The organism is Frankia umida, assembly GCF_023242945.1.
GTDB lineage: Bacteria > Actinomycetota > Actinomycetes > Frankiales > Frankiaceae > Frankia > Frankia umida.
Genome location: NZ_JALKFT010000031.1, coordinates 1 through 15,776 on the forward strand (window position 1 = coordinate 1; position 15,776 = coordinate 15,776).

The 15,776-nt window shown below is 72.3% G+C and carries 11 protein-coding genes; 3 read left to right on the forward strand and 8 right to left on the reverse strand.

The features are described from left to right. Positions 1–79: 79 nt before the first annotated feature. The 3 genes from MXD59_RS21455 to MXD59_RS21465 form a co-directional block, all read right to left on the reverse strand. Positions 80–1,228, reverse strand: coding sequence for an MBL fold metallo-hydrolase (locus MXD59_RS21455; protein WP_248812104.1), 1,149 nt, complete (start codon positions 1,226–1,228; stop codon positions 80–82). A 279-nt stretch (positions 1,229–1,507) separates the two neighbouring features. Further along, positions 1,508–2,479 carry an FkbM family methyltransferase gene (locus MXD59_RS21460; RefSeq protein ID WP_248826430.1) on the reverse strand — a complete coding sequence of 324 codons (972 nt, stop codon included), beginning with the start codon at positions 2,477–2,479 and terminating at the stop codon, positions 1,508–1,510. 250 nt (positions 2,480–2,729) lie between these two features. After that, on the reverse strand, positions 2,730–3,431 hold the full coding sequence (locus tag MXD59_RS21465) for a FadR/GntR family transcriptional regulator (RefSeq protein ID WP_248826431.1): 702 nt from the start codon (positions 3,429–3,431) through the stop codon (positions 2,730–2,732). A 528-nt stretch (positions 3,432–3,959) separates the two neighbouring features. Between MXD59_RS21465 and MXD59_RS21470 the strand changes: the two genes are divergently transcribed. The 3 genes from MXD59_RS21470 (at position 3,960) to MXD59_RS27065 (ending at position 9,973) form a co-directional block, all read left to right on the forward strand. Beyond that, a complete protein-coding gene (locus MXD59_RS21470; protein ID WP_248826432.1) occupies positions 3,960–5,591 on the forward strand; it encodes a metallophosphoesterase in 1,632 nt (543 codons plus the stop codon). Between the two features lie 201 nt (positions 5,592–5,792). Next, positions 5,793–7,826 (forward strand): DUF6461 domain-containing protein, encoded by a 2,034-nt coding sequence (locus tag MXD59_RS27060; protein WP_248826433.1) that lies wholly within the window; start codon positions 5,793–5,795, stop codon positions 7,824–7,826. After that, the gene (locus MXD59_RS27065; protein ID WP_248826434.1) at positions 7,823–9,973 is read left to right on the forward strand and encodes a DUF6461 domain-containing protein; all 2,151 of its coding nucleotides are present in this window, start codon (positions 7,823–7,825) and stop codon (positions 9,971–9,973) included. Before MXD59_RS27060 ends, MXD59_RS27065 begins: the two co-directional genes overlap by 4 nt. A 269-nt stretch (positions 9,974–10,242) precedes the next feature. Here MXD59_RS27065 and MXD59_RS21485 read toward each other — a convergent pair whose 3' ends face one another. The 5 genes from MXD59_RS21485 to MXD59_RS21505 all read right to left on the reverse strand — a co-directional run bounded on the left by MXD59_RS21485 (position 10,243) and on the right by MXD59_RS21505 (position 15,367). Next, on the reverse strand, positions 10,243–10,836 hold the full coding sequence (locus tag MXD59_RS21485) for a DUF4190 domain-containing protein (RefSeq protein WP_248826435.1): 594 nt from the start codon (positions 10,834–10,836) through the stop codon (positions 10,243–10,245). A 398-nt stretch (positions 10,837–11,234) separates the two neighbouring features. Then, positions 11,235–11,360: a ferredoxin family protein gene (locus MXD59_RS21490; RefSeq protein ID WP_248826436.1), complete on the reverse strand. Its 126-nt coding sequence runs from the start codon at positions 11,358–11,360 to the stop codon at positions 11,235–11,237. A gap of 121 nt (positions 11,361–11,481) precedes the next feature. Further along, on the reverse strand, positions 11,482–13,986 hold the full coding sequence (locus MXD59_RS21495; protein ID WP_248826437.1) for an SLBB domain-containing protein: 2,505 nt from the start codon (positions 13,984–13,986) through the stop codon (positions 11,482–11,484). After that, entirely contained in the window at positions 13,983–14,933 is a 951-nt protein-coding gene (locus tag MXD59_RS21500) for an FAD:protein FMN transferase (RefSeq protein ID WP_308301754.1), read from the reverse strand. The genes MXD59_RS21495 and MXD59_RS21500 overlap by 4 nt, the downstream gene beginning before the upstream one ends. Positions 14,934–15,139: 206 nt before the next feature. Then, entirely contained in the window at positions 15,140–15,367 is a 228-nt protein-coding gene (locus MXD59_RS21505) for a hypothetical protein (RefSeq protein ID WP_248826439.1), read from the reverse strand. Between the last annotated feature and the right edge of the window lie 409 nt (positions 15,368–15,776).

The window sequence follows — 15,776 nt, forward strand, 5'->3', positions numbered from 1 at the left end:
GAAACGGGAACCCACCCGAAGCCCACCCCTACCGGGGTGTAGCAGACGGGAATCTCCTCCCTTCAGGGCGGAGAGGACGTCAAGGCAGGGCGTAGTACAGGACGTCGTCGACCTCGCCGGCGCGCAGGCGGCCCTGGGCGACGAGCAGGTCGAGGTGGGCGGCGGTCTCGGTGACCGCCAGCATCCGGTTGAACATGTCGAGGTCGTCGAAGGCGTGTTCGCGGCGGGTCCACGTCATCGCCCGCGCGACCGCGAACGCCGTGTCGGCGCCGACCCGGACGGCGTCCTCGGCGACGTCGAGACGGGTCGCGTGATGGGCGAGCAGCTGGTCGATCCGGGCATGCGCGCTGTCGGTGACCGGGCCGTGGGCGGGTAGCAGCCGGGCGTCCGGCATCGAGCGGACCAGACGCAGCGAATCCAGGAACGCGCCGAGCGGCAGCGGCCCCGGATCGGCGGTCAACCCGATCGACGGGGTGATCGTCGGCAGCACATGGTCACCGGCGAACAACAGCCGGGACGCCTCGTTGTGGAACACCACATGCCCCCGGGTGTGCCCCGGCGTCGGCACCGCCCGCAGGGTGATGCCGTCCAGCTGGACGTCCACCGGGGCGTCCAGCCACTCGTCGGGCACCGCCCAGTCGTCGGTGCTGTCGTCCCTGACCAGTTGTTCGAGGAAGAACCGCATGAGCTCGGTGGCGAGCTCGGCCGCGCCGAGGCGGATCAGCTGGCGGTGCTGGATCTCCCGGCTCTCCGCCCGCGGCCGGTTCATGAAACGGTCGAGCGCCGGCTGCTCGCCGAGGCCGAGCGCCACCCGCATCCCGAACCGTCGCCGCAGCACCACCGCCTGGGTGTAGTGATCACGGTGGATGTGGGTGACCAGGAACCGCTGGATGTCCCCGAGGCCCGCGCCGAGCTTGCCCAGGGCCGCTTCGAGGCGCTGCTCCGACTCGGGCACCGACCAGCCCGCGTCGATGAGCACCAGCCCGTCCGGCTGCTCGATCGCGTACACGTTGACCGCCCGCAACCCGTCGTTCGGCAACGGCAACGGGATTCGATGGACCCCCGGCTCCACCTGCTCGACGTTCGGTTCGGCCCACTCTGGCAACGCCCGCGTCCCGCTGATGTCGTACCCCTCCACCACATCGCCGCCCAGCCCGGTCCGTCGCGTCCCGATCCGTCCGTGTGGGATCGAACCGTTCGGCCACCGGGCCTTTACCAGGCTAATCATCGCACCGCGGCCCCACCGGGGCATCCGACGGCGGACGCCCCACGCATCGCGACCTGCGCCCGCGCCCGAATCCGCCGGCCCGACGGGCCATCGAGTCGCCGATCCACCGTGGTGAACCCCGCCTCGCCGGCGGGTCTGTGCGGCGGGCGGCCGAGGCCGCGGTGCGCTGTGGCACGGAGCCCGCGCTGTGGCACGGAGCCCGCACTCTGACGTCGGTCTCCGGCCTGCCCTCGGCGTGCGCCGGACCGCCAGTGGTGCCGAGCCGGTCGTCGCCGGTCGTCAGACCAGGGCGGTGGGGGGCAGCAGGAGGGTGGGGGTGGCGGTGGAGAAGTAGTTGGCCACGTAGGGGCGGGCGGGCTCGGTGGCGAGGCGGCGCTGCTCGGCGGTGGGGTCGATCGGGCCGACGAGGGTGTCGTCGGACTCCTCGTGGCGGTAGGTCAGGTAGCCGTGGGTGTCGAGGGCGTCGAACACCTCGGCGGGGGTGCCGCCCTCACCGACCAGGGCATCCTCACTGATCTCGAAGCACAGGACGTCGATGCGGTGTTCGGCGAGCAGGCCGCGGGCGCCGGAGAAGACGTGGCGTTCGAAACCCTCGACGTCGACCTTGCACAGGGCGACCCGGTCGAGGTGATGCTCGGCGGCGAAGTCGTCCAGGGTGATCGCGGGCACCTCGACGGTGGCGCTGGGACGGACGGCGGCGCCGTCGTAGCCGTACATCGGATGACTGCCGAGCGAGTTCCAGCCACACGCCGGGTCGTCGAAGACGTGCATGAGGGCGCTGCCGGCGGTCTCGGTGACAGCGGCCCGCACGACCTGGACGTCGGTGGCGCGGTTGAGCGCGAGGGTCTGGGTGAGCCGGTCGGCGGTGGCGGGAACGGCCTCGAACGCGAACACCTGCCCGGATTCGCCGACATGGCGTTGCGCGTGCACGCTGTAGACGCCGAGATTCGCACCGACATCGAGGACGACATCACCCTCGCCGAGCATCCGGTCCATCAACTGGAACGCCGGGCGGTCACCGGGGCGGCGCATGAGTGAACGGAGCCGGTCGCGCTGATCGGCGGGGACGAGCAGGGTGATGCCGTATTCGTCCTCGACGACCACCGCCCCGTGGCGGGCGGTGCCCAGGGCCACCCGCACCTGCCAGGCGGCGTCCTTTGCCGCGACGACTCCGCCGCGCAGCCGCTCGTGGCGTCGTAAGGACGCCTTCGCCTGCCCGACGACCCGCGTCGCGAGATCCGCCACCGGCATGTGTGCCCCCGATACTCGACAACGTCCGGGAAACGCCGTGTCAGGGAAACGCGGCGCGAAAATCCGCGGTGCCAGCAGAAAGGCGGGCCGCGATGAATGCGGCGGGCCAGCTCCGGATGGCTCCGTTCAGGTGGCAGTCACAGTAAATCCACAGCTCATCCACTGTCAACAGGGCAAAGCTTTGCGGAAAAGGAAAAAGCTACCCTCACGGAAGGGTCCGGTGCTGGGTGAGTGGGCGGTGCGTGGACGGTCAGTGCCAGTCGACGATCTCCTCGGCGAGTTCGGCGTGGCCGGCGAGCACCCGGGTGCAGTAGGCCTCCATGTGCGCGGCCATCCGGGCCTCGGCGGTGTCGGCGGCGCCGGCGAGCACGGCCGTGGCGATGGCCTGGTGTTCGTCGATGGTGGCCTGCCGTTCCCACGGGTCACGGAACACCGCGCCCTTGATGCGGGTGGCCAGCCTGTCCTCGGCGATGTCGCGCAGCGACTGGCAGATCAGGGCCAGCACCGGGTTGCCGGACGCGGCGATGACCGCCGCGTGGAAGGCGCACGCCCGGTCCAGATAGGCGAACGTCTCGACGTCGACCGGCTCCGGGGTGGCGTACCGCTCCAGAACCCGTAGCTCCTCGCGGTCGGGATTGGTGGCGGCCAGGCGGGCCAGCAGCGGCTCGAGTGCGACCTGGGCGCGCAGCAGATGCGAGTAGCGGGTCTGGAGCAGATGGAAGAACAACGTCGCGGTGCGCCCGAGCGACGAACTCTGCGGGCCGACAAGCACCGGACCGCCACCTGGACCAGGACGGATGGTGATGAGGCCCTGCACCTCGAGAATGCGCAGGGCTTCCCGGACCGAGCTGCGGCTCGCGCCGTAACTGGAGATCATCTCGGCTTCGCCGGGCAGGCTCGCACCACGGGGAAGTTCCGCCAGCTGGCGGACGATCGCCCGGGCGAGCTGCACCGAAACCTTTTCTGCGCGCGATACGGGCGGGTGTACCGATGTGCGGTCCCGCTGGCCGTCCCCCGAATCTTTCAATGTCACCCGGGCATCGTATCCAGTGGAACGGCCACTTCGTGCCACGCCGAGGAAGCAGCATCCGAGGAAATCTGGAGGAAATCATTTTGTAATCAACGTAACATCTTGGACGGGAGATGATCTGGCCTATTCCCGATTTCCGTACGAACTTGTCCGACGTTGTCCGGTGACGCGTTCTGGCCTGGTGGAACCAGTGCGAAATCATCGGCGAACCATCATCACAGCGCTTCCTCATCGCCGGGCCATCGCCGAACCATCGCGAGGCGACCACCGGGTCGACAGGTGGCGTGCGGGCAACCAGCACCTCGTTGTTTACGCACTCTTCGGCGCCCGGCCACGTCGCGGTAGGTGATGGTGGCCGGCGATGGTCCTACGTTCGAACCCATGCCTGTGAGTCCTTCAGACGAAGTTGTGGCGTCCGGAGTTCCCGCGCGTCTCGCGCAGGACATGACGATGGCCGAGCAGCATGACTGGCTCCAGAACTTCCTGCGCCGCCGGCCGGTGAGCCGCCGCGGTCTGCTGCTGGGCGGCCTCGCGGGGGCTGGTGCGGCGACCCTGGGCACGACCCCGTTCGGCCGCGCCGCCTACGCCGCGACGGACGAGGCGCCGCTGCTGGTCGGTGGCCGCCACACCGCCTTCGGCACCGACCCGGCCCGCCAGCTGCGCCTGGCCGGCCAGCTCACCCGCAGCCCCGGCCGCGGTCGCGTCCTGGTCGACATCGGCCCGACCCGCGCCCTCGGCGGCACCGTCGAGGCGGAGATCCGTCCACTGTTGTCACAGGTCCCGCAGGTGGACGGCTCGATTCTGAGCGTCGAGCAGTTCTACGTGCACGCCGCCTTCGACCGGCTCGCCCCCGGACGCGAGTACTACTACCGCTTCCGGGTCCCCGGCGGGGCGGCGACGCCGATCACGGCCACCCGCACCGGCCATGCCAAGGGCCGCGCGGGTGGGCCGTTCAGTTTCACCATGATGGGCGACCACGGTTCCAACCACACGCCCCCCGGAGCCCCCAAGGCCCTCTTCGACGACAACTACTACAAGGACGACAACCAGCCCACCGTCGCCCACGCCTCGGCGATCACCGCGGCGATCGCCCGCGTCGATCCCGCCTTCCACCTGCTCGCCGGCGACATCTGCTACGCCGACCCGTCCGGCATGGGCAGGCCGCCGAAGCGGACGACCACCGGTCAGCCGCCGACCGGCTTCGACAACTACGACCCCACCGTGTGGGACGTCTACCTCTCCGACATCGAACTGTCGGCCGCGCGCAGCCCGTGGATGTTCGCCACCGGCAACCACGACATGGAGGCGCTCTACTCCCCGCACGGCTACGGCGGCCACGCCGCCCGCCTGGACCTGCCCGGCGGCGGACCCCAGGGCTGCCCGAGCGTCTACTCCTTCGTCTACGGCAACGTCGCCGTGCTCTCGCTGGACGCCAACGACGTCTCGTTCGAGATCAGGACGAACACCGGCTACTCCGGCGGCGCGCAGACCTCCTGGGTGGAGCGGACCCTCAAGGGCTACCGGAACGACCCCGACATCGACTTCATCGTCTGCTTCTTCCACCACTGCGCCTACTCGACGACGTCGCAGCACGCCAGCGACGGCGGGGTGCGCGCCGCCTGGACGAAGCTGTTCGACGCCTACCAGGTCGACCTCGTCCTGCAGGGACACAACCACCTCTACGAGCGCACCGACCCGATCCGCGGCAACGCCCCGACCCGTGCGGCCCTCGACGGCTCGACGATCGAACCCGCCAGGGACGGCACGATCTACATCACCGCCGGCTCCGCGGGCCGTCCCCGTTACGCGTTCCAGACCGGCGAGCTCGAGTCCTACCGCGGCAAGGTCGCCGCCCCCGGCTCGAACATCGTGCCCAACAGCTACGTCTGGGCCCCCGACGGCACCAAGGTGACCGAGTCGATCAGCTGGTCGCGCACCCGCTTCGACAACTACGCCTTCGTCGCCGTCGACTCCACTCCCGGCCATCCCGGCGGCGCGTCCACCCTGACCGTGCGCGGCATCGACGAACACGGCGCCGAGTTCGATCGTGTCACCCTGTCCCGCCCCTGCCCCCGCCGCTGACCCGCTGCCCGCCGCTGACCCGCTGACCCGCCATTGGCCCGCTGACCCGCCATTGGCCCGCTGACCCGCCACCGGCCGCCGACCTGGCGGTTGGCTGCGCCAAGGCGTCGTCTCGCGACCTTCCGCGCATTTTTGTCGGACCCGTCTTCTAGCGTGCGACCCGTTGGTTACGGACCCTGCGCGCAGAGGAGGCGGTTGGCCGTGAGTGAGATCGACGCAGTGACCATGGCGGTGGTCGTGCGGTGGGTGCTCGAGGTCGCGCCGACGCTGGCCGAGCGCATCCCCGCCCCGGTGGCGACGGTCGTCGGCAGGTTGGGGGCCACCCCCGGTGCGGCCAGGGTCATCGCTGCCAGGTCGTCCCCCGGCCAGGAGCACGGGCCGCGGCTGTCCGTCGCGCTGGCAGCGCTGGAGTTCCTGGGCGAGCCGCTGGGAGATCGGCTGCTCGGCGCGGTGGAGCTCAGCCTCGCGAAGCTGGAGGCTGAGCTCAGCCCACCGCGGGTCGCCGCTGTGGGGATGCTCTGCTCGCCCGAGCCGCGGTCGGTGTTCACCGTCGACTGCCTGCACGATCTGAGTGCTGGCTCCGCGACACGGCGGGCGGCGGGCCGGCTCGACCAGCAGTCTCCCCACACGGCAGTCCTGATCACCGAGCTCGTCGGACGTGTGGCCGCGGACCCGGCTGTCACCGCGGTGCTCGGCGCGGTCCGCACCGGTGACGCCGTGGCTGGCACTGGGATGGCTGGTGGTGGCACAGGCTGGGGGAGCGGGCTGGCGCAGGCGGCGTCCGCGCTGGGGCCCCAGGGCTGGCCGGGCCAGGCGGACGGGGAGCCGGGTCCGGCACAGGTGTCGGCGCCGGAGTTCCGCCGGGAGGCGGAGATCGCCGCCGGGCATGGCCTGCGGGCACTGGCCCTCGCCCTCGCGGTCGCCGCGATGACAGCGCGGCACGCGGACGGCTCGCCCCACGACGCGGCAACGGTCGTCGGTGTGGGGCTCGCGGCCGCCGCGCTGCACCTGGCCGAGGCACCGATGCCGGTCGAGTACGCGGCGGCGTTGCTCGAGCGCCGCCGCCAGCTCTATCTGCTGCCGCGTACCTCCCACGGACACGTCCGCACCCATGGCCATGTCTTCGGTCTGCTTGAGGTCGCCCACACCGACGACGGCGTCACGCTGGTCCCCGCTGCCGCTGCCGCTGCCGCTGCCGCTGCCGCCGGCACGGGCTCGACTGGCATCTCCTCTGACGTGGATGCTCCGTTTGCGGCCAACGGCCTGGTGGCGGTGGTGTCCGGTGGGCTGCTGGTGCGCACCGGCCAGGAGGCCGAGCATGTGTCCTTCACCCTGCGCATCCTGGCCGATCCGCCGAGCGCGGACATGACCGACGCGCAGCTGCGCACCTACGACGAGATCGTCGAGATGAGTTGGCGGGCCGAGGCGGGATCGGCCGTGGTGACGAACGTGTCCTGCGAGCCGACGCCGGCTGGCTGGGGTGATCTGGTCGACCACCGTGATCCGACGCCGCCATGGCCGGGGGACTACCGGGTGCGGGTCGCCGCCGCTGGTCGCGACCACGCCGACGATCACGAGTCCTACGAGTTGCTCGTCTGGTCGGCGCCCCCCGCGGCTCCCGTCGTCTGGCAGCACCTCGACCGGCTCGGGCACCGGCTGCGCGGCCAGCATGAACCGGCACCACCGCCCGAGGAGAAGTACCACTGGGTGTGGGCGGCGAGTTCGGTTCTTGGCCAGGCGGCGACCGTCACCATCGTGGTCGGCACCCCACGGGACGACGTCGTTCGCCTGTTCGGAGCCGAGCCGGTCAGCCCACGGTCGCTGGCGTCGCTGCTGGGCGACCTGAACCGCGACGGTTGGCTGGCGGCGATGCAGATCCCTGGTAGCGAGACCGTGGTGGTCATCGAGGAGAACGACTTCGCCGGCACCGATCCCCAGCTGCTCGCGGAGCTGTCCCGGCGGGGCGTGGCCGGCAGCATGTTCTGGAACGTCAACGCCGTCACCCGACTCAGCCTGGCCCGTTTCGGCAGTCTTCTGCTCAGCGATGAGGTCATGGAGGACATGGCGATCGAACCCGAGCTGACCCCGCTGTTCGACGGCGTGGACCTGAGCCGGTGGGGCGCCACGGTGCCCAAGGGTCTGCTGGTTCTCGAACGTTTCACCGGCCACGCGCTGCAACCCGATGAGGTCGAGCGACTCTGGAACGACGAGCTCGCCCACCGGATCGCACGGTGAGACAGCCACCAGGGCGCGAGCCTGTACCGGAAGGCACCCTGTCGGCGATCATGCCGGTGGTGCTGGCACTGGCCCCGACGCTGGCCGCGCTCATCCCCGCGCCGGTCGCGGTGGCGCTCGGCCGCCTCGGAGCCACCCTCGATCCGGCGACCGCGTTCGGCAACGGGACTGCTGCCAGATCGCCCGGCTGGGTGGCAGGCTGGGGTGACGTGGGCTTCCCGCAGCACCGCGGCTTCCCGCCGCCTGGCTTCCCGCCGTTCGGTTTCGGGAGAGCAGACATGATGAGCCACCCGACTGGGCCCTGGTACTTCCAGTCTGAGGATTCCGCGGTCCTCGGCGCCCTGCGGGCGATGGGAGTGTCGGTAGCTGACCGGCTCCTCGGCGCCCTCGAGCTCACGGTGAACGGGCTGCGGCCAGCGCCGGTCATCCCGGTGCCGGTGCCGGTTTCACGTGGGTACACGTCCCGCGTCCAGGTCGGCGTGGTCAACCGTGCGGGCGGGTCGATCGCCGAGTCGGTGGCCGCTCGGGCGGTGCGCCGGTTGCATCTGCACCAGCCGCAGGTCTGCGCCTTCGTCGAGGATGTCGTCGCCGCCCTCACCGAACATCCGGCGATCGCAGGCCTGCTCGCCCCGGCCTCGGATCCGGGTTCGGCCCCCGGTTCGGCTGTAGGTGCGGGCGGTGATGCCGCGTGGCTCGCGGGGTTGACCGAGGCGGCGTATGTCACCGGGCCACCAGGATGGCCGGGTAACGCACCTGCCGACGACCCCGCCGAGGCCGCGGCGGCCCTCGCACCCGCGGCGGAACTGGTGGAAGAGGCGCAGATCGCGGCCCGCCACGGTGCACGGGCGCTGGCCCTGGGGATCGCCACGGCGGCCGCGATCATGCGGCGGGCGGATGGCTCGCCGTACGACGCGGCGACGATCGTCGGTCTGGGGCTTGGCAGCACCGCGGTGCACCTGGCCCACGCTCCGATGCCCGCCGCCTACGGGCCCGCGTTGTTCGCCCGCCGCCGGCGGCTGTTCACTCTGCCCCGAGCACACGCCGGGTTGGTCGACGTCCACGGTCATGAGCTCGGTTTGCTCGAGGGGGACGCGACGCTGCTCGGTGCCGGTGCCGGTGCCGGTGCCGGTGCCGCGGATGCCCGGTTCGCGGACAACGGTCTGGTCGCGCTGGTGCCCGGTGGGCTGCTGGTGCGCACCGGTCGCGCCGACGGTCCGGTCAACCTGTGCCTGGAGGTGCTCGCCGAGGCACCGAACGCCGAGCGGACCGCCCGGCAGTTGGCGCTGCACGACGAGGTCGTCGAGGTCAGCTGGCATGCCGAGATCGGATTCGCGTCGGTGGTCGGCGCCGGACCGACTACCGAGCAGCACGAGTGGCGAGAGCAGAGCCCGCCCTGGCCGGGGGACTACCGGGTGCGGGTCGCCGCCCGTGGCCGTGACCACGACAGCGAGTCCTACGAGCTACTCGTCTGGTCCGCGCCCCTGAGGCAGCCGCTGGTGCTGCGCCAGACCGACCGGCTCGGGCACCGGCTGCGCGGCCAGCCCGAACCACCCTCGCCGCCCGAGGAGAAGTACCACTGGATCCGGTCCCGCGGCTGCGTGCTCTGCGAGGCTGCGACGATCACCATCGTCGTCGGTACCGACCGCGACGAGGTGGTCCGCATCTTCGGCGCGAACCCGGTTCGTCCTCGATCGCTGCACTCCCTGATGGACGCCCCCGATCGCGTCGGCTGGCTCGCCGCGATGAACGTGCCGGGCACCGACATCGTGGTGGTGATGGAGGAGAACAGCTTCGCCGGCTCGCACGGCCCGACGATCGCCGACCTGTCCCTGGGCGGGCATGCCGGCAGCGTGTTCTGGAACGTCAACGTCGACAACCGGCTGAGCCTGGCCAGCGGCGGCGACCTGCTGCTGGCCGAGGAGAGCCTCGACCGCGCGCCGAGAAGCCCCGCGCTCGCCCCGCTGTTCCACGGCCTCGACCTCACCCGGTTCGACGGGTCGGTACCCAAGGGCCTGCTCGTCCTGGAACGTCTCACCGGCTACGCGCTGCGCCCCCAGGACGTCGACCGGCTCTGGAACGACCCGCTGGCCCACCAGATCCCCCCAGGCCCCTGGCCGCCGCAGAGGCCGCGACGGTCCGTTGGGTGAACGCCCCGATACCAGATGAGACGATGATCTGCTGACTTCGGGGGAGGTGCCGCGCGAAGGCGTGGACGGTGACACTGCGCCGCCATGCCGCGGCCTGTTCGGACGTGGATCCCGGTCGGAAGATGGGTCCCGGTCGGAAGATGGGTCCCGGTCGGACGATGGGCCGGTGCCGCATCACGGAAGGGGCGAGGGCGATGCGGCACCGGCGTGTGGTGCGCCGGCCGTCGGACGATGGTGACCGACGATGTCGGCCGGCGGTGCGGAGACGGTCAGGACAGTACGAGCAGGGCGCCGATGACCCAGCCGACGAGGGTCGCGCCGATGGCGACGAAGGTCGCGAGCTTGCCGCGGCGGCTGCCCTTGTTCCACGACACCGCGCCGCAGGCGATGGCGGCGAAGCCGACGAACGGCACGAGCAGCGCCACGGCCGAGAACACGAAGGCGAGAATCCACAGCGTCCGCGCGCCGGCAGGCTCCACACCCGCCGCGCCCGGGCCGCCGGGCTGCGGCTGCTGCTGCCACGGACGGCCGTACTCCATCTGGTCACGGCCGGTGTCCGGGTACGGCAGGTAGCCGCCGGGCTCGTTCTGGTGCGTCGGGTAGCCCGACGGGGCGGGGTACTGGCTGCCATGGGGTTGGCTGCTGTACGCCTGGCTGCCGGCGGCGGGGTTACCGTAGGAGCCGCTGACCCGGGTCTGCTCGGCGTCGTACCGATCGGAGTCGGGCTGGCCGTAGTCGGATCGTCCGGCGTTGGGCTGGGGGCCGCGGGGCTGCTCGCGGTACGGGTTGGCCGCTGGCATGGTGCTCGGAGCGGCGATGTGGCGGGTGTCGTTGGCGTCGTCCACGGTGTAGGGCCTGGTCATGGGGGTGGGTCCCTTCTACGCGTCGGGTCTGCCTGGGGCGGGTCTGCCAGGGTGGTGCCTGTCTGCGTGGTGCTGTGGTGTCGTGCGGTGGTGATCGCGTCGTGATGGTGCGGTACCCAGGCCTGAGCCACTGTCACCTCCTGATCGCGTCGAAACCACGGTGACCCGGTCGCAGCCGTGGCCCAGGCTGTGACCCAGGCCCCGTCGGTGGTGCGGGTCCGGTGCCACGCTGGCGCCTGGGCGGTGGTTCAGCTCCGTCCGGTGTTCTGGGGCGAGGCCGGACGCAGGTGCAGGGCGAGGCGTGGGCACAGGTCGGCGGCGCGCTGAGCGTGGTCGGCCAGGGGTGCGGGCACGGTGAGCTCGCGGGTCTGGCCGGTGGCCGAGTGCAGCGCGATGGGCTAGCCGTCCGGATCGCTGTCGAGCAGTTCGGGGAGCAGTTCGGTGCACCAGCCGCGGCCGTCGCAGGCCGTCCAGTCGATCCACAGCCGGAGGGTCCGGACTGCTGGGCCGTGCGGGCCATACATCCTCCTTGCGGATGAGCCGAGATGGCCACCAACGAGCTGTCGCGCGGGCCGGACCGGTCGTGTGGGCTGGCACCGTCGTGTGGGCTGGCACCGTCGTGGGCCGTGGCTGTGGTGTGGACGGTCAGGCGGGGGCGCTGCCGCGGCAGTAGCCGTCGGCGTGGGCGCGGATGTCGGCGGCGAAGGTGCGCAGGGCGCTGCGGACCAGGCGGGCGACGCCGTCGGGATGGTGGCAGGCGCCACGTCCGGCGACCAGGGCGGCGAGGGCCAGCGCCCGGCTGGCGGCGGCCGCGGGGTTCTCTCGGTGCGGTGCGCCGGCGGGGCGTGGGCCGCTGGCCCGAACGGACGGGTCGGCCTCGCGCGGATCATGGGTGTAGGTGCTGACGACGGTGTGGCCGACCGGGGAGCCCAGAGCGGCCATGGCGGCGGTCGCCTCGGCCAGCCGCGGCAGGCCGGTGACGCACGGGCCGCACTGGCCCGCGCTCTGGGCGGCGAGCTCGGCGACGATGCGGGCGGTCTTCGCCAGACCGCAGGCATGCGCGGGCAGCACCGTGAGGATGCCCGGACCGGGCGCCGCGTCCCAGGCGGCCAGCCCCGCTCGGGAGAAGACCGTCCCGGCCCGCGCGGACGCCGGCAGCCAGGTGCCGCCGTAGCCACCGATGCGCAGTGCCCCGACCGGAGCGCTGGCCCCACCGGCCAGCTCGACCAGTTCACCGAGCGTGGTGCCGTACGGCATCTCGACGACACCCGGTACCCGCACCGCCCCGGTCACGGTGACCAGGGCGGTGCCCGGGTCGTCCACGGTGCCGAGGGTACGGAACCAGCCGGCGCCCCAGCGGGCGATCGTCGCGAGATGGGCGAGTGTCTCCACGTTGTCGACGAGGGTGGGCCGTCCGCCGATGCCGACCTCGGCCAGCGGCAGCCAGTGCGCGTGCGGCCGCGCGGGACCGCCGGCCACCGCCGCGGCCACCGCCGACGCCTCCCCGGCCAGGTAGGACGCGGGCGCCTCGTGCACCCGTGTCGGGCACCGGTCCCGTCCGGCCACCTGGCGCTGCGACAGCGCCCACCGGACGGCCTGCGCACCCGGGCCAGGCTTGACATAGACGACGGCCTCGCCGGCGCCGACCGCCTCTGCCGCCAGCGCCAACCCGTCCAGGACGAGATGGGGCGCCCTGACCAGCAGGGTCGTGTCCTTGGCGCTTTCGGGTTCACCCTCGGCCGCGTTGGCGATCACGATCGGTGGCCCGACCACCCGGGCGGTGCGCCGCCCCGATCCGACCGGGGCGCCTCGCCGCGCGGTCTCCAGCACCGTGGCCAGTTTGCGCCAGGTGGGGAAGGCCGCGCCGCCGTGACCGGTCAGGCCGGCGTCGCGCAGGTCGTGGAGCAGTGCCCCACCGGGTCCCCGCCAGGGCACCGGTCCGTAGAGCCGATCGTGCTCGGCCAGGTCCGCCGCCGCGAGTCCCATCAGCCGGGCCGCGAGCGTGGGACGTCCCGGCCCGGTCAGCGCCACCGGCTCGCCATCGCGGCTGAGGACCACCCCGCCCAGGCCCTCGGACGCCCCAGCCATCCCCGCGCCATCCCCCGGCCGGGCCATACCGGGAGCCCGGCCCGGCGTCGGGGTCGGGGTCGGATCGGCGGTGGGCGCTGCCGCGGGGGACGGCGGTGAGGGCCGGGCCAGCGGTGTACGGGAGGAGAAGGCAGGTGAGGGTGCGGCGCCGATCGAGGTGGACGCGGCGGCATGGGCGTCATCGTTGATCATCTGGAGGTCATCGAAGGTCATGGTGGGGGTCCGATCGTGGGAGAGCGGAGCCGGCGGCACAGGCCGAACCGGGGACGGTGGCCTCGGCCGTGACCGACCGCGTCGAGAATCCGGATGCGACCAGCGGCCACTTACCAGGTATGGCCGGTACGGCCTGGTCGTACTGCGCGCCCTGGTAGCCGTCCGCGGTCTGGTCGTACTGCGTGACTGGTCCGGGCGGCGTAGCTGGTGCAGGCTGTGTGGCTGGTCCGGGGGATGTGTGGCTGGTCCGGGGGGTGTGGCTGGTCCGGGCGGGCCAGCCGGCGTGGCGGGGTTGGGCTGGGCACCGCGGGCCCGGGGCGGGTGGGCGAAGCCGGTCGACAGGCGCCAGGCGAGTGCGCCAGCGACGGTGAGCACGCAGACGACCACCATCGCCTGCAGCCAGCCGGTGCCACTGTCGGTGCCGCCGCCAAGCGCGTGACCGATCGAGATCGGCCAGGCCGCGTAGGCCGACCAGTGCACCGCCTGCCAGACGCGCCGGCCGATCCGGTGGCGCAGCAGGCTGGTCACGATGATCGCCGCGAGCAGGTCCAGCGCCAGCGTGCCCAGGCCCGTCCACAGCGGGCGGTAGCCCGCGCCGAAGGGGATGACCACATCGGGCACGGTCAGGTGCGCGTACGGGTCGAGCAGCAGGGTGAGCACGTGGATGCCGAGGAACACCACCGACAGCAGCGCCGCGGTGCGATGTACCTGGGCCACCACGAAGCCGGGCAGGCCCGCGAGACCCTGGCCCGAACGGGCCATGATGCCAAGTGCGACGTTCAGGCTCAGCAGCAGCAACGTCACCACGCCGGAGCCGCGCGCCACGTACCAGAGGGTGTCGACGCTCATCGCGACGTGCCCTCGGAACGGGTGGGAGCCGCGGTGAGGGCGGTACCCGGCTGGCCCAGCCGGCGGATGGGGGCCGGCGAGGACGGCCAGCCGGCCACCATGGTGATCTCCTTGTGGGCGTCGACGAGGCGGGCCGGCAGACCGAGCGCGCCGAGCCAGCCCGGTGCCGCCTGGCCTCGCACGACCGCCGCGGTACTCGCGGTGTTCGCCGCGACGCAGGTGCTGGCCGCGACCGTCACCGTCCGCCACACCGTGGGAGCCGGCTGGCAGGTGCGGGGATCGAGGATGTGGTGCAGCAGTCGGTCACCGCGCTGCCAGCGCCGGCCCAGCGTGCTCGAGGTGGCGACCGCCGTGCCGGCGGCCAGACCGACCACGCAGGTCGGCTCACCCGGCTGGTCGGCGACGTGCACCTGCCAGCCGCCCGCTGGCGCCTGGCCCGCGGTGGCGATGTCCCCACCCAGACTGACCAGCACCCCGGTGTCCAGCCGGGCGGCCACCTGGGCCGCGGCCCGGTCCGCCGTGTGCGCCTTCGCCGTGGCCCCGAGATCGAGCTGGACGTCCACCGGCAGGGTCAACGTCCGACCGGCCAGGCTGATCCGCCGCCAGCCCGGCGCCGGTCGGCGCACCGTCAGGACGGGCGGTCCGTTCCTGGCCAGCAGGGACAGGTCACGGTCGTAGCCCAGATCGGCCAGGGCACCACCAAGGGTCGGGATGACATCCCCACCGGTGCGCCGCGCGGCGTCCAGCGCCACCCCGATCAGCTCGGCCAGCAGCTCGCTGACCTGCTGGGGAGCGCCCCCGGCGGCGTCGAGGTGCATGATCTCCGCGTCCGGGCGGAACCGACTGGCGGCCCGGTCGACGGCGGCGATCTCGTTGGCCACGATCCGCCTGGCCGCGTCCAACTGGCCCGGATCGGTCACCACGACCTGTGCGGTGGTGCTCCACACGGACCAGGACGCGGATGCCGGCGCCCCTGGCCCGATCGGAGTCGAGGCCGAGGGCGGAACGGGAGCCGCAATCGGACCGGGAGGCGGGGCTGGGACCGAGGCTGGGGCTGGGAGCGAGACCGGGGCCGGGGCCGAAGGTGAGGACGGGGACGGGGACGGGGCGGGGGAGCGGGGCGGGACTGTGGTGGCCAGGGTCCGATCCATGATCAGGAGCCCCCGGTCGTCACGTGGGTGCTGCCGCTGTCGCCGGTGGAGCCGGTCAACAACCCGCTGGAGTCCGTGGTGGACCCGCTCGAGGTCTCCGCGTCGGCGGCGGTGGCGGTGGAATGCTCGTGCGCCAGCACGCCGAATCCGATCATGCCCGCGGTCGCGAGGGCGGCTGTTACCGCCGTGATCGGACCCGTCTGCCGCAGCCCCTGCTCTCGTGTGGCCACCGTGTCCCTCCCAGCCTCGGCGCTCCCGAACGAAGCGCACGATGACCACACTGGGAGGTGATGCTGTGAGCCCGCTGTGCGTTGGCTTTCCCTCTCCCCTGCGTCATCCCACGCACCGCCTGCCACCCCTGTGCGGCTGGCCGAGTGCGGGGTGCGCCACCGAAGAACGTCGAAACCACGACCATGGACCACTCTCGGTGAACAAGGTCCCGGCGTGGTGGGCTGGCGGGCGGGAACGTGACGGCTACACGGGTCGTCGTGGGGGTGTTCGTGTCCGATTTGCCCCCACGGCGACCCGTGTAGCTCCGGTCCCGGCACGACGTGGACGTACCGGGCGGCCTGCCGGTTACTCCCTGTGCGACTGGACCGGGAGGTGATCAGGGCTGCGGGAGGCGGGGCTGTCAGGTGG

Coding starts and splice junctions, on each gene's coding strand:
- MXD59_RS21455 (WP_248812104.1), bottom strand. CDS start 1,228: ATGATTAGCCTGGTAAAGGCCCGGTGGCCGAACGGTTCGATCCCACAC.
- MXD59_RS21460 (WP_248826430.1), bottom strand. CDS start 2,479: ATGCCGGTGGCGGATCTCGCGACGCGGGTCGTCGGGCAGGCGAAGGCG.
- MXD59_RS21470 (WP_248826432.1), top strand. CDS start 3,960: ATGGCCGAGCAGCATGACTGGCTCCAGAACTTCCTGCGCCGCCGGCCG.
- MXD59_RS21485 (WP_248826435.1), bottom strand. CDS start 10,836: ATGACCAGGCCCTACACCGTGGACGACGCCAACGACACCCGCCACATC.
- MXD59_RS21490 (WP_248826436.1), bottom strand. CDS start 11,360: ATGTATGGCCCGCACGGCCCAGCAGTCCGGACCCTCCGGCTGTGGATC.
- MXD59_RS21495 (WP_248826437.1), bottom strand. CDS start 13,986: ATGAGCGTCGACACCCTCTGGTACGTGGCGCGCGGCTCCGGCGTGGTG.